21 protein-coding genes are annotated in these 23688 nt (G+C 64.2%); 5 read left to right on the forward strand and 16 right to left on the reverse strand.

Annotated elements, in window-relative coordinates:
- The 3 genes from VIE67_RS02360 to VIE67_RS02370 all read left to right on the forward strand — a co-directional run bounded on the left by VIE67_RS02360 (window position 1) and on the right by VIE67_RS02370 (window position 3216).
- Complete coding sequence (locus VIE67_RS02360) at window positions 1–1272, forward strand: NAD(P)/FAD-dependent oxidoreductase (protein WP_332022892.1); 1272 nt, start codon at window positions 1–3, stop codon at window positions 1270–1272.
- Between the two features lie 108 nt (window positions 1273–1380).
- Complete coding sequence (locus VIE67_RS02365; RefSeq protein ID WP_332022894.1) at window positions 1381–2148, forward strand: SDR family oxidoreductase; 768 nt, start codon at window positions 1381–1383, stop codon at window positions 2146–2148.
- A gap of 60 nt (window positions 2149–2208) precedes the next feature.
- Window positions 2209–3216: an NADP-dependent oxidoreductase gene (locus VIE67_RS02370; protein WP_332022896.1), complete on the forward strand. Its 1008-nt coding sequence runs from the start codon at window positions 2209–2211 to the stop codon at window positions 3214–3216.
- Between the two features lie 72 nt (window positions 3217–3288).
- On the opposite strand, the gene rpoH is transcribed toward VIE67_RS02370, so the two are convergent.
- From rpoH to VIE67_RS02430, 13 genes are all read right to left on the reverse strand, one after another.
- On the reverse strand, window positions 3289–4170 hold the full coding sequence (gene rpoH, locus VIE67_RS02375) for an RNA polymerase sigma factor RpoH (RefSeq protein WP_332022898.1): 882 nt from the start codon (window positions 4168–4170) through the stop codon (window positions 3289–3291).
- 253 nt (window positions 4171–4423) lie between these two features.
- Window positions 4424–5146: a uracil-DNA glycosylase gene (gene ung / locus VIE67_RS02380; protein ID WP_332022968.1), complete on the reverse strand. Its 723-nt coding sequence runs from the start codon at window positions 5144–5146 to the stop codon at window positions 4424–4426.
- A 41-nt stretch (window positions 5147–5187) separates the two neighbouring features.
- Entirely contained in the window at window positions 5188–6039 is an 852-nt protein-coding gene (locus tag VIE67_RS02385) for a response regulator (protein WP_332022899.1), read from the reverse strand.
- 42 nt (window positions 6040–6081) lie between these two features.
- Window positions 6082–7098 carry a permease-like cell division protein FtsX gene (gene ftsX, locus VIE67_RS02390; protein WP_332022901.1) on the reverse strand — a complete coding sequence of 339 codons (1017 nt, stop codon included), beginning with the start codon at window positions 7096–7098 and terminating at the stop codon, window positions 6082–6084.
- Complete coding sequence (gene ftsE, locus VIE67_RS02395; protein ID WP_332022902.1) at window positions 7095–7772, reverse strand: cell division ATP-binding protein FtsE; 678 nt, start codon at window positions 7770–7772, stop codon at window positions 7095–7097. The genes ftsX and ftsE overlap by 4 nt, the downstream gene beginning before the upstream one ends.
- A gap of 163 nt (window positions 7773–7935) precedes the next feature.
- Complete coding sequence (gene gspF, locus VIE67_RS02400; RefSeq protein WP_332022904.1) at window positions 7936–9144, reverse strand: type II secretion system inner membrane protein GspF; 1209 nt, start codon at window positions 9142–9144, stop codon at window positions 7936–7938.
- Between the two features lie 7 nt (window positions 9145–9151).
- Entirely contained in the window at window positions 9152–10594 is a 1443-nt protein-coding gene (locus tag VIE67_RS02405) for an amino acid permease (protein ID WP_332022906.1), read from the reverse strand.
- A 54-nt stretch (window positions 10595–10648) separates the two neighbouring features.
- Window positions 10649–11131, reverse strand: a complete 483-nt coding sequence (locus tag VIE67_RS02410; RefSeq protein ID WP_332022909.1) for a GNAT family N-acetyltransferase — start codon at window positions 11129–11131, stop codon at window positions 10649–10651.
- Window positions 11046–11441, reverse strand: a complete 396-nt coding sequence (locus tag VIE67_RS14745; RefSeq protein WP_414707260.1) for a DUF6968 family protein — start codon at window positions 11439–11441, stop codon at window positions 11046–11048. Before VIE67_RS14745 ends, VIE67_RS02410 begins: the two co-directional genes overlap by 86 nt.
- Window positions 11442–12935, reverse strand: a complete 1494-nt coding sequence (gene gspE / locus VIE67_RS02415; protein ID WP_332022912.1) for a type II secretion system ATPase GspE — start codon at window positions 12933–12935, stop codon at window positions 11442–11444.
- Between the two features lie 10 nt (window positions 12936–12945).
- Window positions 12946–15084, reverse strand: a complete 2139-nt coding sequence (gspD, locus tag VIE67_RS02420; protein WP_332022914.1) for a type II secretion system secretin GspD — start codon at window positions 15082–15084, stop codon at window positions 12946–12948.
- Window positions 15085–15263: 179 nt separating this feature from the next.
- Window positions 15264–16154, reverse strand: coding sequence for a type II secretion system protein GspC (gspC, locus tag VIE67_RS02425; protein WP_332022916.1), 891 nt, complete (start codon window positions 16152–16154; stop codon window positions 15264–15266).
- 12 nt (window positions 16155–16166) lie between these two features.
- Window positions 16167–17834 (reverse strand): DEAD/DEAH box helicase, encoded by a 1668-nt coding sequence (locus tag VIE67_RS02430; RefSeq protein WP_332022918.1) that lies wholly within the window; start codon window positions 17832–17834, stop codon window positions 16167–16169.
- Window positions 17835–18136: 302 nt separating this feature from the next.
- Between VIE67_RS02430 and trxA the strand changes: the two genes are divergently transcribed.
- Both trxA and rho read left to right on the forward strand, forming a co-directional pair.
- Complete coding sequence (trxA, locus tag VIE67_RS02435) at window positions 18137–18463, forward strand: thioredoxin TrxA (RefSeq protein WP_332022920.1); 327 nt, start codon at window positions 18137–18139, stop codon at window positions 18461–18463.
- A 202-nt stretch (window positions 18464–18665) separates the two neighbouring features.
- On the forward strand, window positions 18666–20207 hold the full coding sequence (gene rho / locus VIE67_RS02440; protein ID WP_332022922.1) for a transcription termination factor Rho: 1542 nt from the start codon (window positions 18666–18668) through the stop codon (window positions 20205–20207).
- Window positions 20208–20268: 61 nt separating this feature from the next.
- Here the strand turns inward: rho and VIE67_RS02445 are convergent, their stop codons facing one another.
- From VIE67_RS02445 to glpD, 3 genes are all read right to left on the reverse strand, one after another.
- Window positions 20269–20550 carry a HigA family addiction module antitoxin gene (locus VIE67_RS02445; RefSeq protein WP_332022924.1) on the reverse strand — a complete coding sequence of 94 codons (282 nt, stop codon included), beginning with the start codon at window positions 20548–20550 and terminating at the stop codon, window positions 20269–20271.
- A 96-nt stretch (window positions 20551–20646) separates the two neighbouring features.
- On the reverse strand, window positions 20647–22140 hold the full coding sequence (glpK, locus tag VIE67_RS02450; RefSeq protein ID WP_332022926.1) for a glycerol kinase GlpK: 1494 nt from the start codon (window positions 22138–22140) through the stop codon (window positions 20647–20649).
- A complete protein-coding gene (glpD, locus tag VIE67_RS02455; protein ID WP_332022927.1) occupies window positions 22137–23669 on the reverse strand; it encodes a glycerol-3-phosphate dehydrogenase in 1533 nt (510 codons plus the stop codon). The genes glpK and glpD overlap by 4 nt, the downstream gene beginning before the upstream one ends.
- Window positions 23670–23688: the final 19 nt, after the last annotated feature.

Raw genomic sequence — 23688 nt, forward strand, 5'->3', positions numbered from 1 at the left:
ATGGCCGGCGATTCCGCACTCCCGCATATCGTGATCGTCGGCGGCGGTTTCGGCGGCCTGTGGGCCGCACGCGGTCTGGCCAAGGCACCGGTACGCATCACCCTCATCGACCGCTGCAACTACCATCTGTTTCAGCCGCTGCTGTATCAGGTCGCGACCGCAGGCCTGGCCGCCGTCGATATCGCCGCCCCGCTGCGGCATATCCTGTCGGCCCAAGCGAATGTCGGCGTGCTGATGGCCGAGGTCGCGCAGGTGGATCGCGCAGCAAGCGCCGTGCAACTCGCCGACGGCACGCGCCTGCAATACGACACGCTGCTGCTGGCGAGCGGCTCGACGCATGCCTATTTCGGTCACGACGACTGGGCCGCGCACGCACCAGGACTGAAAACACTGGACGATGCGGAGGTGATCCTGCGCCGTGTATTCGGCGCGTTCGAACAGGCCGAGTTGCATGCCGACGCCGCGCTCGCGCGCGACGCCTGGCTCACCTTCGTAGTGATCGGCGCGGGGCCGACCGGCGTCGAGCTTGCCGGCACCCTGATCGAAATCGCGCGGCACACGCTCAAGCGCGAATTCCGCCGCATCGATACAAGCAAGGCCCGCGTGATGCTGGTCGAGGCTGGCCCGCGCGTGCTGGCGACGTTTCCCGAAATCCTGTCGGCAAAAGCGCGCGTGCAGCTCGAGCGTCTCGGCGTCGAAGTGCTTACTTCCAGCCCGGTTACCGCAGTCGATGCAGATGGCATCGCGATCGGCGACCGCCGCATTGCCGCGCGCACCGTGCTCTGGGCCGCCGGTGTCGCCGCGTCGAAGCTCGGCGCCACGCTCGGCGCGCCACTCGATCACGCCGGCCGCGTGCAGGTGAATGCCGACTTGAGCGTGCCCGGCGCACCGAATATTTTTGTCGCCGGCGATCTCGCCGCGCTCGTACTGGACGGCGAGCCCGTGCCAGGCGTCGCCCCCGCGGCGAAGCAGATGGGCGCGTATGTCGCGCGCGTCATCAGCGGACGCATAGCGGGAAGCACACCGCCGCCATTCCGCTATCGCGACGACGGTGCGCTCGCCACGATCGGGCGCTGGGCCGCGGTCGTCGATCTCGGCCGTGTACGCCTGTCCGGTGCGTTCGCCTGGTGCTTCTGGCTGACGGTCCACATCTTTTTCCTGATCGGTTTCCGCAACCGCTTGCGCGTGATGATCGACTGGTCCTGGGGTTACTGGAAGTACTACCGCGGCGCGCGCATCATCCTCGGCAACGACGGCGACGACACGAACTGACCGCGCACGCGGCCGACCAAGCGGAAACATTGTATGCGTGCGAATCCGGTTTGCTTTGTCTCCGGTTCGCTCTACCTTTACTCGTCGCCAAGCAAGGCGGAACGCTACATGACCTCATCGTTGTTCGACCTCAGCGGAAAAGTCGCGCTCGTCACCGGCGCCAGCCGTGGCATCGGCGAAGCGATCGCCAGACTGCTCGCTGCGCACGGTGCTCACGTGATCGTGTCGAGCCGCAAGGCCGCCGATTGCGAGAAAGTCGCCGCGGCGATCCGTGTCGACGGCGGCCAGGCCGAAGTGCGCGCCTGCCATATCGGCGAGATGGATCAGGTGCAGGGCATCTTCGCCGACATCGAAGCCGCGCACGGACGCCTCGATATCCTGGTCAACAATGCGGCCGCGAATCCGTACTTCGGCCCGATCGTCGATACCGACCTGGGCGCGTTCCAGAAGACCGTGGATGTGAATATCCGCGGCTATTTCTTCATGTGCGCGCTCGGCGCCAAACTGATGGCGAAGAACGGCGGCGGCAGCATCGTCAACGTCGCCTCGATCAACGGCGTCGTGCCGGGCGATCTGCAGGGAATCTACTCGATCACCAAGGCCGCCGTCATCGCGATGAGCGCAGCCTTTGCCAAGGAATGCGCGCCCAGCGGCGTGCGCGTCAATGCGCTGCTGCCCGGCCTCACCGACACGAAGTTCGCTTCCGCCCTCGTGAAAAACGAGGCCATCCTCAAGCAGGCCATGCAGCATGTGCCGATGCGCCGCGTCGCCCGGCCCGCCGAGATGGCCGGCGCCGTGCTCTATCTGGTCTCCGCGGCGGCGAGCTACACCACGGGATCGAGTCTGGTCGTCGACGGCGGTTACCTGACCGTGTAGGAGAACCCCTATCAAGGGGACCATGTTGAATATTTTTCGACTTTCCGCAGCGGAGAATTTATGAGTACGACCGTCAATCGTCAATTCCGCCTCGCCGCACGTCCGGTCGGCCTGCCCAAGCGCAACGACTGGAACCTGGTCGAGGAACCGCTGCGCGAACCGGGCGACGGCGAATTCCTCGTGCGCATCGAGTACATCTCGCTCGATCCGGCGATGCGCGGCTGGATGAACGAAGGCAAATCGTACGTGCCGCCGGTCGGCATCGGCGAGGTGATGCGCGCCTACGCCGGCGGTGAGGTCGTCGCCTCCCGGCATCCGAAGTTCGCGGTTGGCGAGCATGTCGCCGGCACGTTCGGCGTGCAGGAATATGCGCGCTCGAACGGCAAGGGCATCACCCGCGTCGATACGAAGCTGGCGGCGTTGCCGGTCTATCTGGGCGCACTCGGCATGCCTGGCATGACTGCTTATTTCGGCCTGCTCGATGTCGGCGCGGCGCAGAGCGGCGACACGGTGGTGGTTTCCGGCGCGGCCGGCGCGGTCGGCTCGATCGTCGGCCAGATCGCGAAGATCAAGGGCTGCCGCGCGGTCGGCATCGCCGGCGGTGCGGAAAAGTGCCGCTGGCTGGTCGACGAACTCGGCTTCGACGTCGCGATCGACTACAAGGGCGAGGATGTGAAAGCCGCACTCAAGCGGCATTGTCCACAAGGCATCAATGTATACTTCGACAACGTCGGCGGCGACATTCTCGATGCGGCGCTGACCCAGCTCGCGATGCATGCGCGCATCGTCGTCTGCGGCGCGATTTCGCAGTACAACACCACGGCGCCGGTCAAGGGCCCGAGCAACTATCTCGCCCTGCTGGTTTGCCGCGCGCGCATGCAGGGTATGGTCGTGTTCGACTATGCGGCCCGTTACGCCGACGCCGCGCACGAGGTGGCCGGCTGGATCGCGCAGGGCAAGCTGAAGACGCGCGAGGATATCGTCGACGGCTTCGAAACGTTCCCCGACGCGCTGCTCAAATTGTTCAGCGGCGAAAATACCGGCAAGCTCGTGTTGCAGGTCACCTGACCGCGCGCGGCGACCCGCAAAAACGACAACGGCCCGCTGCGGGCCGTTGTGTTGGACTGTTGGAAGTTGAGATTACGCGGCGAACAGCGTGCGCATCTTCTTCATCGCGTTGACTTCGATCTGGCGGATACGCTCGGCGGAAACTCCGTATTCGTCGGCGAGTTCCTGCAGAGTCGTCTTGTCGCCGTCCCTGAGCCAACGCCGGCGGATGATATCGCGCGAGCGCTCATCCAGCTTGTCCAGGCCAGCCTTGAGCGTGCCGAGATCGGACTCTTCCTGATTGTTATTTTCCAGCGTGTGGTACGGATCGGCGGCATGGTCGACGAGATACGCGACCGGCGCCGGTCTGGCATCGTCGTCCGCATCGCTCGGCGCGTCGAACGCCATATCCTGACCGGACAGGCGCGATTCCATTTCGAGCACGTCGGCCACCGGCACGCCCAGATCCTTGGCCACCGCCTGCACTTCCTGCGAGTTCATCCAGCCGAGGCGCTTTTTCGACTTGCGCAGGTTGAAGAACAGCTTGCGCTGCGCCTTGGTCGTGGCGACCTTGACGATGCGCCAGTTGCGCAGGATGAATTCGTGCATCTCGGCGCGGATCCAGTGCACCGCGAACGACACCAGGCGCACGCCCACGTCCGGATCGAAGCGCTTGACCGCCTTCATCAGGCCGATATTGCCTTCCTGGATCAGGTCGCCGATCTGCAAGCCATAACCGGAATAACCGCGCGCGACATGCACGACGAAGCGCAGGTGCGCCATGACGAGCCTTTTCGCCGCTTCAAGATCGTCGTTCGCGCGAAAATTCCTGGCGAGAGACTGTTCTTCTTCGACCGTGAGCACCGGAAATCGGTGTACGGCGCTGATATAAGAATCCAGACTACCGATCGCACTCGGGATCGGCAGATTGTTCGCAACCAAAGCAGTAACAGACGCGGTAGCAGCTGATGACATTGGGGTCTCCGTTGGAGCGCATTTTAGCACTCGTGTATTGAGAGTGCTAAGAGCGAGCTAAGTTCCCTCGGAACAGCGCCCAAGGCAGGCGCCCGCCTGTTTTGCGATCGTCATGATCTGGGGGCTGCCGCCATTGATCGAACACCGTTCCTGTACTCGATAGTACATGAAACGAGTTAGGACGGCGTTAAACTTTATTATCCCAGCGTGCCGCCCATGGAACGCTGCGTTGCGCTAGAGGTTCGAAAGGAACTCAATCCAACGAAATTTCGCCGATCGGTGGCAGGCGCCAGTCGATTTCGCTCTGGCCGTGTTCGCGCAACCAGTTGTTCGCGCTGGAAAAATGCCCGCAGCCGATAAAGCCGCGATAGGCCGACAGCGGCGACGGATGCGGCGCCTTGAGCACCCGATGGCGGCGCGCGTCGATCAGTTTTCCCTTGGCCTGGGCATAGCTGCCCCAGAGCAGGAAGACCAGACCTTCGCGCTCGCGGTTGAGCTGATCGACCACGGCATCGGTAAAGCCTTCCCAGCCCTTGCCCTGATGCGAGCCGGCCAGTCCACGCTCCACCGTCAAGGTGGCGTTGAGCAGCAGCACGCCCTGGCGCGCCCATGGCAACAGGCAGCCGTGCTCGGGCCGCGCAATGCCCAGATCGCGCTGGATTTCGACAAAAATATTTTCCAGCGACGGCGGTACCACCACCCCTGGCGGCACGGAAAAGCACAGGCCGTGTGCCTGGCCGGGGCCGTGGTACGGATCCTGGCCGAGGACGACAACCTTCACTGCATCGAATGGGGTCGCATCAAGCGCCGCAAAAATTCTTTTCGGCGGCGGGTAGATCGCCTTGCCGAGTTTCAGTTCATTGCGCAGGAATTCGCTGAGCTTGAGCATCTCGGGGCGCTCCAGGTACGCGCCGACGCGCGTGCGCCACGAAGCTTCGAGTTTTACGCGCCCGCTCGCGCTCGAATCGGGCCTGATCGAATCAGGCTTGAGCGAATCCGGCTTGGGCGAACCAGAACTCACGCCACATGTGCGCGCCGCGCGCGCCAGTCCTGCGCGATGCGCGTCTGGAACGCGAGTTTGGTGATCAGCAGGCGCTCGTCCACCGGTTTGAGCACGAGATCGTTCGCACCCGCGCGCAACAGCGTGGTCTGGTGGCGCGGATTATGATCGCCGGTCATGATCAGCACCGGCAGTTCGCCCTTGCCGTAACCGAACTCGTCGCGCACGCGGTCGAGCAGATCGCCACCGGTGAGCTTGCTCCGCAGGCTCACGTCGGACAGCGCCACGTCGACGCCGGGACCCGTGCCCGCGTCGCGCGCCGCATGCAGCAGTTCCAGCGCGTCCTCGACACTGGTGAAGTGGCGCACGCTGAAACCGTGGCGTTCGAGCAGGCGTTGAGTGGTCACCGAGACGACGCGACTGTCTTCCACGTACAGCACCGTGCCGGTCGCATGCGCCTGCGGATTGACGTAGCCGCGGATAAACGCGGCCAGCGCCGACAGGCCCAGCGCCTTGTCGAAATAATCGGTGACGTGCTCGGAAAGTTCGCGGTTGATCAAGCGCTCGTCGACATCGCCGGAGACGATCACGATCGGTACGTAGGTCTGCGTCGCCGTCTGCTCGCGTACATGGCGCGCGAGTTCCATGCCGTCCATGTCCGGCAGACGCAGCGCGGTGCTGACGAAATCGACCGCTCCGGCGGCGAGCGCGCGCATCGCGTCCGCACCGGTCTCGCAGGCGACGACGTCGACCTGGGCGAGGTCGGCCTTGAGCAGCTGTTCGAGCAGGCGGCGCACGACCTTGGAGCCGTCGACGACCATGACGCGCGGCTGCTCGTTGGCAATGTAGGTGAGCGGCTTGGCTTCCATCGTCGTTTCCCGAGAGCGGCGGCGCCGCAAAAGTATACTTTGTTACTGCGGCTGACCCAGCGCAAGATGCCGCGTCGTGGCCAGCCACGCGCCGAGCCAGCCGAGCACCGCGCTCGTCGCGATCAGCGCCAGCGCCTGCGCGGCGGACAGGCCATGCACCGCGAAGCGATGATCGTAGCTCGCGGTGAGCTCGCTCAGCGGGTGCGCCAGCACGAGCTCGACGATACCGATCATGAGCAGCGCGAGCAAGCCGCTGACGACACCGTAGCACAGGCCGCCATACAGGAACGGCCGGCGTACAAACGCATTATTCGCGCCCAGCAATTGCACGACTGTGATCTCGTCCGCACGACTCAGTATATCCAGGCGCACGGTGTTGCCGACCACGAGCAGCGCAGCGAGGGCGAGCAGGATCGCTAGTGCCGCTGCGGCGCGCGTGCTGAACTCGAGTATCGCATCGAGGCGCTGGCGCCAGAGCGCGTCGTACTGGACCAGATTGACGCTGGCGTCGCGTTCGAGCTCGGCGACCAGAGGCGGCGGCACGCTCTTCGCCAGCGCATCGATTTTCGGCGTGACGATCAAAACCGTGGGCAGCGGATTGGTCTGCAGCACCTTGAGCGCATCGGCAAACCCCGACTGGTTGCGGAATTCCTGCAAGCCCTGTTCGGGCGTCTTCAACGTGACTTGGGCGACGTCGCCGCGTGTGCGCAACGACGCGGCGAACGCTTGTGCGGCGGCGGGATCGAGATCCGCTTTAAGGAACACGCTGATCGCACGCGCGTCGTCGAGATTGCCGCCGAGCGCGCGCGCATTGTCGAGCAGCAGCCAGAGCAGCAGCGGCAAGGTCAGCGCTAGACTCATCACGAGCAGGGTCAATGTCGATGCCCACGGCCGCGCGGCGAGCCGGCCCAAACTCGAGTAAAAACTCTGCACGTGCTGCTCGCGCCACGCGCGCAGACCCGGACGCGCACGCGCTGACGCACGTGAAGTTTCGCGCACCGGCGCAACCGGCGGAACTGCAGGTTCCTTGGCACGCCCGTTGGGTTTGCGCCGATTCATGCGCGCGCCGCCGGCCTGAAGTCGTCGATCAGGCGCCCGTGGTCCAGCACCAGCACGCGCTTGTGCATGCGCTTGATCAGGGCGAGATCGTGGCTCGCCACCAGCACTGTCGTGCCGACCTGCTGGAACTCGGCGAACAGCGCCATGATCTCGGCCGAAAGCATTGGATCGAGATTGCCGGTCGGTTCGTCCGCGATCAGCACCGGTGGCTTGGCCACGATGGCGCGCGCGATGCCGACGCGCTGCTGCTCGCCGGTCGACAGCGTCACCGGCGCTGACGCCTCGCGCGCAAGCAGACCGACCTTGTCCAGCGCCGCGCGCACGCGCTTGCCGATTTCCTCGCGCGCGACGCCGGCGATGCGCAGCGGCAGGGCGACATTGTCGAACACGCTGCGATCCATCAGCAGACGATGATCCTGGAACACCATGCCGATGCCGCGGCGCAGCTGCGGAATGCCGCGACGCTTGGTCTGACCCAGATTCTGCCCATTCACCGTGACCTGTCCGCGCGTGGGCCGATCCATCAGCGCGATCAGGCGCAGAAGTGTACTTTTACCCGCGCCGGAATGCCCGGCGACAAAGGCCATCTCGCCCGCATCGAGTTCGAAGGACAGATCGCCGAGTGCCTCCTGCCCCGATGGGTAGCGTTTGCTGACTTGCTCGAAGCGGATCATCAGGCTGGAGAGCCGGGACTCGGGACTCGGGACTCGGGACTCGCGAGAACGGCTTCGTCACGGAAATCCGGCGTGTCATGTCTACAAATGAAAAGCATATGCACCATTCTATAATTCTTGATTGCCGATAGTTGGCCGAGTCCCGAGTCCCGAGTCCCGGCTTTCACTTCACCATCTGATTCAAATCAAAGATCGGCAAGAGTATCGCCAGCACGATGAACAGCACCATCGCGCCGACCAGCAGAATCACCAGCGGCCCGAGAATCGCGGTGAGCGCGGTCATCCAGCGATCGAGTTCGCGCTGTTGGTGGTTCGCCGCCTCATCGAGCATGCGTTCGAGTTCACCCGCGCGTTCGCCGCTGGCGATCAGGCGCAACGTGACTGGCGGAAAATAACCGCTCTCGCCCAGGCTGCGCGAAAACCCGCTGCCCTCGCGCAGCTTGACCGCGGCACGGCGCACGGCCGCGCGCATCGGCAGGTTCGGCATCACCTGCGCGCTGATATTGAGCGAATCGAGCAGTGGCACCGCGCTCGCGGTGAGCAGAGCAAGCGTGCGCGTGCAGCGCGCCGTGTTCGCCGCGCGCACGAGACGGCCGACCAGCGGCAGGCGCAGCAGCAGCCCGTGCCAGGCCGTGCGCACGCGCTCGGTATGCAGGGCGAGACGTCCGCCGATCGCCGCAATCACGATCAATACCAGCAGGAGCAGTCCCCAGGCTTTGACGAATTCGCTCAGCGCAATCAGCGCGCGCGTCGGCCACGGCAAGGCCTGGTGCATCTGGGTGAAGACGCCGACGATCTGCGGCACGACGTAGACGAGCAGGCCCGTCACCACGGCGACCGCAACCACGCTCAGCAGCAATGGATAAATCAGTGCGGCCCAGATCTTCTGGTTCAGCGCATCGCGCGCTTCGCTGTAATCGGCAAGCCGCGCGAGCACCGTATCCAAACGTCCGGACTGTTCGCCGGCCGCAACCGACGCACGATAGATTTCCGGAAAACTTTCCGGCGCCTCGGCCAAGCCCGCCGCGAGAGACGAGCCTTCGAGTACACGCGCACGCAAATTCGCAACCAGCGCGCGCGAACGCGAATCCTCGTTCTGTTCACCGAGCGCGGCGAGCGCCTCGTCGACCGGCAGTCCGGCCTTGAGCAGGGTCGCCAGCTGGCGCGTGAGCAGGGCAAGCTGCGCGCCGCTCAGGCCGCGCCGGCCGAACAGCAGCGAACGTGATTGCGCCTCGGCGACCGGCGCGACATCGAGTGGATTCAGGCCGCGCTCGCGCAGCGTCGCGCGCACCGCGCGCGCGGTGTCGCCCTGCATGACGCCGCGTTGCGTCTTGCCGCCTTGATCCAGAGCCTGGTAGGCGAATGCGGGCACCGCGGACCTAAGGTTGCTCGCTTTGCGCCAACTTGCTGTGGCGCATGCCATAGGCAAAGTACACCAGCAGACCGAGGCTGATCCATGCGAGGAACACCATCCAGGTGATCGCGGCGAGTTCGCTCAGCAGCCAGATAGAAAAAAGTATACCGATGACCGGCACGAACGGCACCCATGGCGTGCGGAATGCGCGTGCCAGCTCAGGCTTGCGCACGCGCAGCATGATCACGGCGCTGCAAATCACGATGAATGCCGAAAGTACGCCGATGTTGACGAGTTTTGCGACTTCGCCTAGCGGGAACAGACCGGCGACCACCGCAGTGAACAAACCCAGCGCGATCGTCGGCCGGTGCGGCGTGCCGTAGCGCGGATGCACTTTCGCGAACCACCCCGGCAGCAGGCCATCGCGCGCCAGCGCAAACCAGATGCGTGCCGCGCCGAGCATGAACGCGAAGATCACGCTGAGGATGCTGGCGATGGCCGTCGCCGAAATCGCCGCACCGATCCACTTCATGCCCAGCGCCTGAAACGCCTCCGCGACCGGCGCTTCGTTGCCGAGTTGCGTGTACGGCACCATGCCGGTCAACACCAGCGTGATCGTGATGTACAGCGCCATCGAGATGCCGAGCGACAACAGGATCGCACGCGGCAGGTCGCGTTGCGGGTTCTTCGCCTCTTCGGCCGCGGTGGTCAGCGTGTCGTAACCAAACACGGCGAAGAACACCACGGCCGCGGCGGTGACGACTCCTGACCATCCGAAATGTGCAACGCCTTGCGCATCGACGACGCGCTCCGGAACGAACGGATGCCAGTTCGCCGGGTTGACGTAAAAGATGCCGACGCCGATCACGAGTATCACGGCGACGATCTTGATCGCGACGATCAGCGTGTTGGCGCGCGCGCCCCACTCCGTGCGCAGCGTCAGCAGCACGGCAACCGACATTGCGACCACCGCGGCGATCAGGTTGAAGACGTGACCCTCGCCCGAACCCTGCGCGCCACGCAACGCTACCGGCAAATGGATGCCGAACGCGTCGAGCAGATTGAGCACATAGCCGGACCAGCCGCTCGCGACCGCGGCGACGATCAACGCATACTCGAGCAGCAGATCCCAGCCGATCAGCCAGGCCACGCCCTCGCCGAGCACCGCGTAGCCATAGGTGTAGGCGCTGCCGGTGACCGGAATCAGGCCGGCGAATTCCGCGTAACACAGCGCGGCCGCCGTGCTGGCGATGCCGGCGATGATGAACGACAGCGCCACCGCGGGTCCCGCGTTTGCCGCGGCCTGCTGTCCGGCCAGCACGAAGATACCGACGCCAATGATGCCGCCCAGACCGATTGCGGTGAGCTGCCAGAGTCCGAGCACGCGCCGGAAATCCTTGCGCGTGCCCAGATCGGCCTGCAACTGTTCGATCGATTTGTGCCGCGTGAGTTGCGCGATCAGACTCATGACTCTCCCCGGGTAATCAGCGCGGCGATGATACCGGAGTTCCGCGCCCGGACTTCAACCCTCGCGCAGCTGCAGCGAGACCTGTTTCTTGCCGCCGCCGAGCCACTGCGTGCCGACTTCGCGGAAACCGTAGCGTTGATGGAATTTTGCCGAAGGCGGATTCGGCGGATCCAGATCGAACTCGCAAGTCAGACGCGCAACGCTGCTGCGCGCGGCAAACGCGAGGATATCGTCGTAGAGTTTCGCACCGAGACCCTGACCTTGCGCCGCGCGCGCGACGACCACGCGATCGATGTACAGGAATGCCGGGTAATGCCGCGCAAACCATCGATAGTTCGGACTGTCGTAGTCCGCGCCTTCGCGGAACGCAAGCAGGAATGCCACCACGCGGCCTTCCATTTCGACGACGCGATGATAGGCAGCCTGCGCATGCAGATGACGCAGACGGGTCTCATCGAGCGGACTCAGGAAATGCACTGATTCGGCATTGAGCGCGAGGATGGTTGGGAAATCGTTCGCTGCAGCGATGCGGATCATCTAACCGAAAGTGGTTTTGCGAGATCTGACGCCGAGACGGAATCTCCACCATGTCCCCAGAAAAACGCCAATCACGGCTCTCGAAATCTTCAACTTGGCTTGCGATGAAGGACATAGCCAAACCGACGGCTTGCCAAGCATCGACACCCGCAATGCGGTGGGACCTCTTCTCAAGTCCATCGAGTGTCGCTTCCGCAAGCCACTCCCCGCGAGGCTGAAGCGACGGCACGCCAACCCTCAGGACGATTTCGTGTTCGATTCCTTCCGGATCGACAGCAACCCATACCCTGCTCGCGGCAACTGCATCCATCTACTCCTCCCGCGTTACCCGCAACACTTCCTCGGTCGAGGTGATGCCGGCAAGGCACTTGCGCCAGCCGTCGTCGAGCATCGCCGGCGTGCGCGTGCGCGCGTGGCGTTCGAGGTCGGCCTCGGCCGCGCTCGCGTGGATCAGGCGGCGCATGGTTTCGTCGACGACGACGTATTCGTAGATGCCGGTGCGGCCACGGTAGCCGGCGTGACGATTACCGTTCCCTGCGGCGGGCCGATACACGCTCGCGTGCGCGTCGGCGGGTTGGCCAAACGCGGCGAGTTCGCGCGCGCTGGCGCTGTCCATTGCGCGCGTGGCCGGATCGAGCACGCGCACGAGGCGCTGGGCGAGTACGCCGAGCAGCGATGACGACAGCAGAAATGGCTCGACGCCCATGTCGCGCAGGCGCGTGACCGCGCCGACGGCCGAATTGGTGTGCAGAGTCGACAGCACCAGGTGCCCGGTCAACGACGCCTGCACCGCGATCTGCGCGGTTTCGAGGTCGCGGATTTCGCCGACCATGACGACGTCAGGATCCTGGCGCAGGATCGCGCGCAGACCGCGCGCGAAGCTCATGTCGACGCGCGTGTTGACCTGGGTCTGACCAACGCCGTCGATGTAGTACTCGATCGGATCCTCGACCGTCATGATGTTGCGGCTGCGGTCGTTGAGCTTGAGCAGCGAGGCGTACAGCGTCGTGCTCTTGCCCGAACCGGTGGGACCGGTGACCAGCAGTATGCCGTGCGGGCGCTCGATCGTTTCGCTCAGGTGGACGAGCGTCTCCGCACCCATGCCGAGCTGGGCGAGATCGAGCTTGCCGGCCTGTTTGTCGAGTAGGCGCAGCACCACGCGTTCGCCATGGCCGGCTGGAATCGTCGACACGCGCACATCGACCGGACGCCCGCCGATACGCAGGCTGATGCGGCCATCCTGCGGCAGACGCTTCTCGGCGATATCAAGTTTGGCCATCACCTTGACGCGCGAAACCACGGCGCTGGCAATCGCCTTCTGCGAGGCAAGCGCTTCGCGCAGCACACCGTCGATGCGAAAGCGCACGACGAGGCGGTTCTCGAACGGTTCAATATGGATATCCGACGCGCCCTCTTTCACCGCCTCGGTGAGCAGCGCGTTGATCAGGCGGATGATCGGCGCGTCGTCCTCGGATTCGAGCAGATCGTCGGGCTCGGGCAATTCGTCGGCGAGGGTTTTCAGATCCAGATCGTCGCCGAACGATCCGTCGAAATCGGCAACCATCGCGCGCGCATCGTCGCCCTCTTCGTAGAGCGCGCGCAGCAGACGCTCGAAGCCCGCGCTGTCGTGCCTATGCAGATGCAGTGGTACGCCCAGATAACGGCGCAGCTCGGCCAGCGCTTCGGGTTTCACGCCATCGCGATAGGCGACATCGGCCGCATCGTCGCGCCATGCGATCAGCGTCGCGCCGTTGCGCCGGGCGAAACCGAACCCAGGGCGTGGCGGATGCGTTTGGGCAGTCATTGCGCCGCCGTTATTGATGCTTGCCGGCCGGCGCCGCTTGTGCGCGCGTCCCGTCGAGCGGAGGGCTGGCGAGGAAGTCGTGCACATCGGGCAACATCGGCATGTTGATCGGCGGCGTGACGATCTCGCTGTTCTGGCGCATCTGCAGTTGCTCGGTTCGTATATAATTATACTTTTCGCTGGAGACCGAAGCTTCGGTTGCCGGATCGCGCAGAATACGCGGATGCAGAAACACCATGAGATTCTGCTTCTGGTGGCTGTTGCTGCGATAGCGGAACAAATTGCCAAGCAGTGGAATGTCGCCGAGGCCTGGCACTTTCTGCACGTTGTCCTGCACGTTGTCCGAAATCAAGCCGCCGAGCACGAGCACGGCATCGTCCTTGATCAGCACCGTGGTCTGGATCTCGCGCTTGTTGGTGACCAGGTCGCTGGCGCCGCTGACCGGCGGCGCCAGCGACGAGACTTCCTGATGGATATCGAGCTTGACCGTATCGCCTTCGTTGATATGCGGCGTCACGGTGAGTGTGATGCCCACGTCTTTGCGCTGAATCGTCTGGAACGGATTGCTGATGCCGGTGGTCGCCGTGCCCGTGCCGCCGGTGTTGACCGTGGTGCCGGTATTGGTCGAATAGGAACCGGTGACGAAGGGCACTTCCTGGCCGACCTTGACGATCGCCTGCTGGTTGTCCAGCGTCGTCACCGACGGCGTAGACAGGATATTGTTCTTGCCATTGCTGCGCAGCGCGGTGACCAAGGCGCCCAGCTGCACCAGCTTATGCCCGCCCACGGAGATGCTTTCCAGGTAGCCCAGATTGAAGCCGTTGCCGAGCGATATGCTCGGCGGCACGCCGTTCAGGCCCGCGCTTGCGCCGATGATGTTGTTGCCCGCGGCGCTGCTGTTGCCGCTGGTGAAATTGGTGCCGCCGATGATGTGCCTGTCGCCCGACTGCCACTGCACGCCGAGTTCGTTCGCGGTTTCCTCGGAGACCTCGGCGATCACCGCTTCGATCAACACCTGCTGGCGCCGGATGTCGAGCTTGTGGATCACATCCGCCAACGAACGGAATACCGCTGGCGGCGCACTGATGACCAGCGCATTGGTGTCTTCGTGCGCCTGGATGGTGGCCAGGCTGCCGCCCTGCGCGCCGGCGCCGGTCAACGCATTGCTCGCCACCGCGGAATTGGCCGCATTCGCGCCGCGGCCGGGCACCGCTTCGCCGGTCAGCGTCGCGGCGACGCCCTGCAGGATCGGCACCAGATCCTTGGCGCTGGCATAGTGCAGATAGACCACATTGGTATCGCCGCCGTTGGCGACCGGCGTATCCAGATGCGTGATCAACGCGCGCAGGCGCAGGCGCCCGCTTTTTCCGCCCGACAGCAGGATCGAATTGGTGCGCGTATCGGCGAATACCTTGGGCGAGTCGCCGGTCGCGTCGGCGGCCTTGTTCTCACTCAGTGCGGTCAGCGTGCGCGCGATTTCAGCCGCGTTCGCATGCTGCATCGGAATCATCTCGACCTGCGCGTCGGACACCGTGTCGATGCGCTGCACGATGCTGACGATGCGCGCGACATTGCCGGCGCGGTCGGACACGACCAGCGAATTGGAACCCGCATGCGCGATCAGCTGCGCGCCTTGCGGCATCAGCGGACGCAGGATCGGCACCAGTTCGGTCGCGCTCACGTGCTTGACCGGCACGATCTGGGTGACGAGCTCGTCGGCGGTCTGTGCGGGCGCGCTGCTCAGGCCCGCCGAACCGTCCTGCTGGGCGGCGGCTTCGGGCTCGATCTTGATCATGCTGCCGGCCGAAACCGCGGCGAAGCCGTGCACGCGCAGCACCGAGAGAAACACATCGTAGATTTCGTCCGGGCGCATCGGCTTGGCCGAGATCACGGTGACCTTGCCCTGCACGTTTGGCGCGAGGATGAAGTTCTTGCCGGTGATTTCCGACACCGTGGCGACCAGCACGCCGATATCCGCATCCTTGAGATTCAGCGTATGCGTGCCCGGCGGATTCTTCGCCGCGCTGGCGCTGCCCGCGTTTTGCGCGGCCACGGCAAGGTCCGCGCCGGTCAGCGCAACCGCGGCGGCGATGAACAATGGAACGGCTGCGATCAGGACCGACGCGACGCGCAAGGGGCGAAGTAGCATTCTATATTTCTCTACTAGAGAGTCGCTTTCTGAAGCAGGCGCAAGACGTAGCGAGCGAAGACAGATTGTGTGTCGCCGGAGCGCAGGAAGCGGAGTGTACGTTGAAGTACATGAGCATTCCGAGCACCGCCGGCGCACAAGCTGACGAGCGCAGTAGTCTTGCGCCTGCTTCAGCGAGATTATCGCAAATTGAGGGTAAGGGTAGCGGGTCTGCCGTCACGCTGCACGGTGATTTGCAGGCTTGACGCGTTGCCGAGCTGGTCGAGCAATTGCTGCGGGTTGGAGACGCTCGACAGCGGCGTACCGTTGACCGCGGTGACCATATCGGTGGGCTTGAGCCCGATCTGGTTCATCAACGCCGCCGCCGCGCCGCTGCCGGACAGATGCGCGCCGGTGATCTTGCCACCGTCGAACACCGGTTCGAACTGCACCTGGCGCGCGAGATCGGCCGCGTTCATGCGTGCGAGCGCGCCGGGATTGCCCGCACGCACGGCAGCGGAATTGGCGCCGGCATTCGGCGCGTAACCGGGCGGCACGCTTGCCGCGGTGCCAGGAGCGCGAACCGTCGCACGATCGGCGCTCGGCGCGGCGTACTCGTCGGGACGCGGCAACTGCAGGCTTTCGGCCACGCCGTCGTGGCTCAGCACGACGTGATCGGTGTACACCTCGGTCAATTTCGCACTGCCGGCAACCGCATCGCCGACGTTGTAGCTGTGTTCGACATTCTGTTCGTCGGCGATGATGGCGATGCCGGCCTTCGCGTCGGACATCGCCAAGGTGCCGCGCAGAACCAGCTTGAGCGCGGTCTTCGGCGCATTCAGCGCGCGTGCGGCGAGATCCACGGTCTGTGGGTTGCCGAACAGATGCCACTGCGCCACGGAAGCTGCCGCGGTCGCCGGCGCCACATTCGGCACGGCTGGCGCGAGCGCGGAGTCGCCGGCGCGCGGCACGAACAACCAGATCACGCGCACGAGCAGCCAGATGCAGAGCAGTCCGGCGAGCGCACACGCCGCGCGCGCCGCGAATTTTGACGTGCGCTCTGTGTCGGCGGCGGACAGCGGATTGAGCATGCGTGTGCGGCGTCAGCGTTTGAACAAGCGGCCCAGACGATGAAAGAACCCGGGCTTCTTCGACGCGGGTCTGGCCTCGGCTTTGCTGGCCGCTGCGGCACTTGCCGCGGCGACGGCGGGCTGCGCCGATTCGGTCGGGGCGTCGCCACGCTCGATGCGTTCACCGCGACGCCGGCCGCGACCACCGCGACGCCGGCGTTTGTCGCCTGGATTATTCAATGCGGCGTCATTCGAACGTGGTTCTTTCGCTACGGATTCATTCGCTGCCGGCGTGTTTCCCGCCGCGGCGACGATCGGCGCCACAGCAGTGGCGGCAGCGACATGCGGCCGGCGCGCACCTTCGCGCGAGGATCCTTCACGCCGCGGGCCCGACGAACCATGGCGTTGGCGCGGCGGTGGGCGGCGGGATCCGCCGGGACCACTCACTGCGGCCGCGAGCGTGGTTTCTTCCTCATCGTCCTGATCGATGCTCGACACAAACGATGCGGGTCGATGGCGCGGCGGCGGCAGCACGAGCATCGCAGGATCGATCGTGGCGACCGGAATCTTCTGGCCGATGTAGGCCTCGATTTCCGGCAGGCTCTGCGCATACAGATCGCAAGCGAAGCTGATCGCGTCGCCGTCGGCGCCGAGGCGCGCGGTGCGGCCGATGCGATGCACGTAATCCTCGGCATCCTGCGGCAGGTCGTAGTTGATCACATGACTGACGTCGGCAATATGCAGGCCGCGCGCGGCCACGTCGGTCGCAATCAGCACTTCGATCTCGCCGCGCTGGAACTTGCCGAGCAGGGTCTGGCGCTTTTTCTGCGGTACGTCGCCGGAGAGCATGCCGACCAGGAAACCCTGCCGCTCTAGGCGTCGCGCGACTTTTTCCGCGGCGACTTTCATGTTCACGAAAATCATGCTGCGCGTCGCGTCGATGCGCGACAGCAGGCTGACCAGCAACGGAATCTTTTCCTCGCTGGCCGGAAAATAAATGGTCTGGCGCACGCGGTCGGCGGTGATATTTTCGGTTTCGACCGTGAGCTTTTCCGCCTCGTTCATGTGCTCGTAGGCAAGTTCGAGCACGCGATGCGAGAGCGTCGCCGAGAACAACATGCACTGGCGGCGGTCGCGCTCGGGCAGGCGGCGCATCACGAAGCGCACGTCCTTGATGAAGCCCAGGTCGAACATGCGGTCGGCCTCGTCAATCACCATCACCTCGACCGCGCGGAACGAGAACACGTGCTGCTTGAAGTAGTCGAGCAGGCGACCGGGCGTGGCGATGATGATGTCGACGCCGCCGCGCAATTGATCGCGCTGCTTGTCGTAGTCGACGCCGCCGTAGATCAGCGCGGATTTCAGGCCGGTGTTGCGGCCGATGGCCTGGAAATCCTTCTCGATCTGGATCGCCAGTTCGCGCGTCGGCGCGATGATCAGCGCGCGCGGATCGGTCGCCGTGCGCTCGGGCAGGGCCGGGCGCGTGAGCAGCCGATTGAGCGTGGCGACCAGAAACGCGGCCGTTTTGCCGGTGCCGGTCTGCGCCTGGCCGGCGACGTCGCGGCCGATCAGTGCAAGCGGCAAGGTCAGCGCCTGGATCGGCGTGCAGCGGGTGAAGCCGGCCGCGTGCAGGCCGGAAAGGACGCTGGGATGCAGGTCGAAGCTTTCGAAGAAGATATCGGTGAGCGTTTGTTGTGGCATGCGTTCAAATCATTGATGGCGCGAGGACGCGCGAGTGGCGGGGGCAGGCATCTGGGCATGCTTGATCAGGCGGGCCTGCCGATTCGGGCTTGAAACCCCTCGACGCCGACCCAAATCAGACCCCATATCCGCTTGCAATGCTGCTGCTTGAATTACATCTGCGCTTGGGCTGAAATGGGGGCGACCCGCCGCATATCAGCACCCTTGCGCTTCGTGTAACCTTGCGAGTGTAGCCTAAGCCGGATCAATCTGCCGCTTTCGATGCGGCCACACCTAGTCAAGTCCATGCCGGAGCCAAAGCCGTGAGCGACACCATTACCCATATCAGCGACGATCAGTTCGACAGCGAAGTCTTGAAATCCAGCGAGCCGGTGCTCGTCGATTTCTGGGCCGAATGGTGCGGGCCGTGCAAGATGATCGCGCCAATCCTCGACGAGCTCGCGCTGAGCTACGCCGGCAAGATCAAGATCGCCAAGGTCAACATCGACCAGAATCAGAAGACTCCGCGCAATTACAATGTGCGCGGCATTCCGACGCTGATGATTTTCAAGGACGGCAAGGTGCAGGCGACGCAGATCGGCGCGGTCGGCAAGAAGCAGCTCGCGCAGCTGATCGACAACGCGATTTAACACGCGGTTGATGCAGACTGCAGGCGGGCGTCGCGTCGACCCAACCCGTCCCAGTCTGAACGGCAGCGCCAGCATTGCTGGACGGCGCTGCCGCAAGGTGCTAATGTATACTTAAGACAGAGGGGTGTACCGCCCCCGCCTGCAACACCCCATCCCCGCTCCAATCCGTATCCAGCCAAAACGGCGCCCAAGAGGTTTGCCCGTGTCCGAAACCGAATCCAAAGAAGACGGCGGCAACAGCCGCGACAATTCCAATGAAGCCGCGCCGCGCGCGCCGCAAGGCGACGGCAACGTCGCCACGCCGCAAAGCGGCGGCGGTGAATCCGCTCCCCGGCAGCAGAACGACGGTCGTCCGCAACGCGACGATCGCCGCGGTCCGCGCGGGCGCAATCGTCACCGCAATCAACAGCAGAACCAGAACGGGCAGAACCGCGACAGCGAAGAAGAGTTCACCGAGATCCAGGGCCCGAACACGGGCGTGGTGATCGATCTGAACGAATTGAAGCGCAAGCCCGCGCACCTCCTGCTCGACCTTGCCGAGACGCTCGGCATCCAGGAAGGCGTTGCGCGCGCACGCAAGCAAGACATCGTGTTCCTGATCCTCAAGGCGCATGCACGCGCCGGCGGCAGCATCTTCGGCGAAGGCGTGCTGGAAATCCTGCAGGACGGCTTCGGCTTCCTGCGCACACCGGACGAGTCGTATCTGGCCGGTCCGGACGATATCTATATCTCGCCCTCGCAAATCCGCCGCTTCAACCTGCGCACCGGCGACTCGATCACCGGTCGCGTGCGGCCACCGAAGGAAGGCGAACGTTATTTCGCTCTGCTCAAGGTCGACACGATCAATGCCGAGCCGCCCGAAGCGTCGAAGAACAAGGTGCTGTTCGAAAACCTCACGCCGCTGTTCCCGCGCAAGACCTTTCGCCTCGAACGCGGCAACGGTTCGTCCGAGGACATCACCGGACGCATTCTCGATCTGATCTCGCCGGTCGGCCGCGGCCAGCGCGGCATGATCGTCTCGCAGCCCAAAGCCGGCAAGACCATGCTGCTGCAGAACGTGGCGCAGGCGATCGTGCACAACTATCCCGACGTGCATCTGATCATCCTGCTGATCGACGAGCGTCCGGAAGAAGTCACCGAGATGCAGCGCGGCGTGCGCGCCGAAGTGGTTTCCTCCACGTTCGACGAACCGGCGCTGCGTCATGTGCAGGTCGCCGAAATGGTCATCGAGCGCGCCAAGCGCCTAGTAGAACACAAGAAAGATGTGGTCATCCTGCTCGATTCGATCACGCGTCTCGCGCGCGCCTACAACACCGTCGTGCCGTCGTCCGGCAAGGTGCTCACCGGCGGTGTAGATGCGAATGCGTTGCAACGGCCGAAGCGCTTCTTCGGCGCCGCGCGCAATGTCGAGGAAGGCGGTTCGCTCACGATCCTCGCCACCGCGCTGGTCGAAACCGGCTCGAAGATGGACGAGGTGATCTACGAGGAATTCAAGGGCACCGGCAACATGGAAGTGCACCTGGATCGCCGCATCTCCGAAAAACGCGTCTATCCGTCGATCAACATCAACCGCTCCGGCACTCGCCGCGAGGAGTTGTTGATCGAGCCGGACATGCTGCAGAAGATCTGGATCCTGCGCAAACTGCTGCACCCGATGGACGAACTCGCGGCGATGGAATTCATGCTCGACAAGATGAAGAACACCAAGTCGAACGACGAGTTCTTCAATTCGATGAAGCGCTGAGCGTCACTCGCTCCACAGAAAAGCCGGCCTTGCGCCGGCTTCTTCATTATTGAAGCAGAGACTACGCCGCCTTGCGCGCGGGCGCGATACGTGGACGTGAGGCACGTTCAGCCTGCCACAGATCGTACGCCGCCTGCATGCGCAGCCAGACTCCGCCACCATTGCCCAGCCATTCGCCCAGGCGTACGGCAAGCTCGGCGGAAATCGCAGCGTGCCCATGCAACACGCGCGATAGACTCACACGCGAGATGCCGAGCGCAGCCGCAGCAGCAGTGACGCTGAACCCCAATTCGGGCAATACATCGTCACGAAGTATTTCGCCGGGGTGCGGTGGGTTGTGCATTTCATCAGCGTGTCGCGCATCGTCAGTGGTAATCCTGATAATCAACCAAAATCGCTATGCAGAACAATTCAGATGTACGCTCCCGTCCATTTACTCTCACTCGATTCGAAACTCCAGCGTCGCTCCGACCGCGCGCTTCCAGCCTGCATAAAGCGCTTCGCGTTCGATTGCGCTCAGCGTCGGCGAGAAATGCCGATCCGCATTCCAATGCTGCGCGATTTCGTCCTTGCTCTTCCAGAAGCCGACGGCGAGGCCGGCCAGATAGGCCGCGCCAAGTGCGGTGGTCTCGGTCTGCCGCGCGCGCTTCACGGGTACGCCGAGAATATCGGCCTGGAATTGGGCGAGAAAATCGTTTGCGCTCGCACCACCGTCGACGCGCAACGTTTTCAACTCGATGCCGGCATCGGCCTGCATCGCCGCGAGCACGTCGCGCGTCTGGTAGGCCATCGATTCGAGTGCGGCGCGCACCAATTGCTCGCGACGCGTGCCACGGGTCAGACCGAAGATCGCACCACGCACGTCGCTGCGCCAGTACGGCGCGCCGAGGCCGACGAAGGCCGGCACGAGATAGACACCGTCGTTGGACATCAGGCGGCTCGCGCAAGCATCCGCCTCCGCGGCTGTGGCGATGATCCCCAAGCCATCGCGCAGCCATTGCACAACCGAGCCGGCGACGAAGATACTGCCTTCGAGCGCGTATTCGACCTTGCCGTCGAGTCCCCAGGCGATCGTGGTGAGCAGGCCGTTGGCGGATTTCACCGCCTTGTCGCCGGTGTGCATGAGCATGAAACAACCGGTGCCGTAGGTATTCTTGGCCATACCCGGACTGAAACACGCCTGGCCGAACAATGCGGCCTGCTGATCGCCGGCGATGCCCGCAAGCGGCACAGCTTCGCCCGCTATGAGCAAGGACGTGTGGCCGTAGATTTCGCTCGACGCGCGCACCTCGGGCAACATCGCTGCCGGCACCTCGAACAGGGCAAGCAACTCCTCGTCCCAGCGCTGCGCGTGAATGTCGTACAGCATCGTGCGCGAGGCATTGCTGTAGTCGGTGACGTGCACCTTGCCGTCGGTCAGGTTCCAGATCAGCCAGCTGTCGATCGTGCCGAACAGCAGCTCGCCGCGCTGCGCTTTCGCGCGTGCGCCGTCGACGCGATCGAATATCCACTGCACTTTGGTCGCGGAAAAATACGCGTCGATCAACAAGCCGGTGCGCTCACGCACCAGCGCATCGTGGCCGGCGGCAATCAGCCGATCGCAGATGTCGCGCGTCTGCCGCGATTGCCAGACGATCGCGTTATGGATGGGTTTGCCGGTCTGCCGATCCCAGACCACGGTCGTCTCGCGCTGGTTGGTGATGCCAATCGCGGCGACGCGCCGACCAGGCATGTGCTCACTGGCGAGCGCTTCGGCGACGACCGTCTGCACGCTCGTCCAGATTTCCAGCGCATCGTGTTCGACCCAGCCCGGCTGCGGAAAGTGCTGGGCGAACTCGCGCTGCGCACTGGCGACGATCTGGCCGTCATGATCGAACACCAGCGCGCGCGAACTCGTCGTGCCTTGATCGATCGCGAGAATGCACTCCTTCATGCCGGCGTGCCGCGCAACATGGATTGCAGACAGGTGTCGAGACGCGCGCGTTCGGCGGCAGTCACGCGCAGACCGAGCTTGGTGCGCCGCCAGAGAATATCGTCCGCGCTGCGCGCCCATTCCGTGCGCACGAGGTAGTCCACTTCCACTCGATACAGATCGCTGCCGATGTTTTCGCCGAGGTCGCCTAGCTGCGCGGCATGGTCGAGCACGGTATGTACACGTGTGCCGTAGGTGCGCGCGTAGCGCAACGCCAGTCCGCCCGGCAACCACGGATAACGCTGCACGACGTTGTGCAGGAAGCGGTCGAAGTTGGTGTTGTCGGCGGGCCGTTTGTTGTCCAGATCGCCACCCGGCAGCGGCGGCCCATCCGCGGTCCACGCCGGAGCTTCGTTGCCAAGCGTCGGCGCGAGCCAGTCGAGTGCTTCCTCGGCGAGTTTGCGATGCGTGGTGATCTTGCCGCCGAACACATTGACCAGCGGTGCGCCTTGCGCATCGAAATCGAGCTGATAGTCGCGCGTGACTTCTGCCGCCGCTCGGCCTTCCTCTTCCAGCAGCGGCCGCACGCCGCTGTAGCTCCAGACCACATCGGTAGGCGCGATCGAGCGCGCGAAATAGCCGTTGATCGCGTTGCACAGATACGCCGTTTCACCCGCATCGATGCGCACCACGCTAGGATCGCCATCGAACTCGACATCGGTGGTGCCGATCAGGGTGAAATCCTGCTCGAACGGAATCGCGAACACGATGCGCCGATCCTCCTGCTGAAACGTATACGCATACTTGTGTTCGTAGAGCTTGCGCACGACGATATGGCTGCCCTTGATCAATCGCAGCGCGCGTGGTTGCGGCAGTCGCGCGACATCGGCGAGGAATTCCGCGGCCCACGGTCCGCAGGCATTGACCAGACTGCGCGCATGCACTTCGCGCAAACCTCCGTTTGCCGCGCGCAGCTGCACATACCAGCCCTGCTCGTCGCGCCGCGCCTGCTCGCAGCGCGTGCGCGTGAGGATTTCCGCGCCGCGCTCGGCTGCGTCCAGCGCATTGAGCACGACCAGCCGCGCATCGTCGGCCCAGGCGTCGGAATAAATGAAACCCTTGCGTAGCTGTGGCTGCAATGGCGCGCCGGCCACGTGCTCGTGCAAGTCCACGCGACGCGAATGAATCAGGTTGTGCGCGCGCTGGCGGCCAAGATTGTCGTACAGCAGCAGCGCGGCGCGGATCATCCATTCCGGGCGCAGGTGCGGCTCGTGCGGCAGGACGAAACGCAGCGGGCGCACGATATGCGGCGCCAGACGCAGGATGACTTCGCGCTCGGCCAGCGCCTTGCCGACCAGGGCGAATTCGTATTGTTCGAGATAGCGCAGGCCGCCGTGAATCAGCTTGCTGCTTGCGCTCGAGGTGTGTGCGGCGAGATCGTCCTGTTCGCACAGCAGCACCGACAAGCCGCGACCCGCCGCGTCGCGCGCGATCGCCGCACCATTGATGCCGCCACCGACGACAAGAACGTCAATTGCTTGTTGTTGCATATCCGCCGCAGCCATGTTT

It is taken from the genome of Rudaea sp. (genome assembly GCF_036560865.1).
Lineage (GTDB): Bacteria > Pseudomonadota > Gammaproteobacteria > Xanthomonadales > Rhodanobacteraceae > Rudaea.